General features: G+C 61.8%; 1 protein-coding gene. It reads right to left on the bottom strand.

Annotated features, from left to right (window positions below; all coding sequences use genetic code 11):
* Positions 1 to 419: 419 nt before the first annotated feature.
* The coding region (locus LPU83_RS37460) for a flavin reductase (protein WP_244656122.1) at positions 420 to 1,279 on the bottom strand (860 nt) is incomplete at its 5' end.

The raw sequence follows: 1,279 nt of genomic DNA on the forward strand, positions 1-1,279 counted from the left end.
GAAGACCCCATTTAACTGCCAAGCGACAATGCCCCATGCGGACGGAGTGAATGAGCGCTCACTCCATCGTGGCGGCTTTGCGCGAAAAAAGAGAGCGAGGCAGAGCGCCGCGCGAGGTATTCGGGCGGATTGACATTGGCAAGCCCTTGATAATCCCCCAACGTGGCATCCAACTGAGCCTGAAATTGCAATGATCCGCCTCGGAAAGGAAGCCCAACCGCCGATTTCGATTGGGAGGTTGAGGCCGCCCTCGCCTGGCACGATGAACCTGCACGCGCCACGATCGCCACCCTTCTACTCGACTGCAAGCATCTGCGAGAGCAGCTTGCGCTTGCCGAGCAGTTCATGAGCCGCGGCCTTACGCGCGGGTGAACGTGGGCCTTCAAGCTCGCGGTAGACCTGTCGCCGGTCCTCTGTCCTTAAAGATCGAGCAGAGAAAACCAATCGTGGACGCTCAGTCCCAATCGTTCGAGCTGGGACGCCAGCGTCTTTGCTGGGTCACCGCCCGCTGCGTTGTAACTCGGAAGGGACAGGTTTTCGTCGCCCAATGGAAAAAGCGATCCGTGGCGCTCCAACACGGCGCCGGCGCCGATCTCTCCGCCCGCTACAGAGGAATGAGGCTTTGCCGCGACGCTCAGAGCGAAGTAGCCGCCGCGAGCATAGCCCAGACCATTCAAGCCGCTGCTTTCGAAGGCCGTCACGCGACCGACCATCATGACATGGTCGCCCGCCTCGATAACATCATGCATCGAACATTCAAACCACGCCGCCACCTGCGCGAATATCGGACAGCCGTTCGGACCCCTTGCCCAGTCGACAGCAGCGAAGCGATCTTCCAAGGGGCGGGCAAATTTAATGGACACATCCTTCTGCGCTTCTGAAAGTACGTTGATCGCGAAGTGCTCGGCTGCGGTCATTGCTGGGTAGTCGCGCGCAGTCTTGGCAAGGCAAACGAGCAGCAGCGGCGGATAATAGCATTCCAGCATCGCCATGACGGTCGGTTCGCCATGCGGCACCGTCACCGGGTGGCCGGCGCGTGCCGTCTCGAAAAGACAGGCGGCGCGGGCGGGATCGACGACCGTAAAGACCGGTCGCCGCTCACCGAGCGTGATCGATAGGTGGCCTGCGACGGCAGCGGCGATGCCGCCGACGCCGGACTGAATGAAGACATGCGTCGGCGGCGTGGGCATCTGGCGCAGCGCCTCGCGCACAGGCGCCGTATAGCCCTGCATCACCAAGCCGGGAATCCGCTCGTAACCGGGCCAGGAGGTGTCGGAAA

It is taken from the genome of Rhizobium favelukesii, assembly GCF_000577275.2.
GTDB lineage: Bacteria > Pseudomonadota > Alphaproteobacteria > Rhizobiales > Rhizobiaceae > Rhizobium > Rhizobium favelukesii.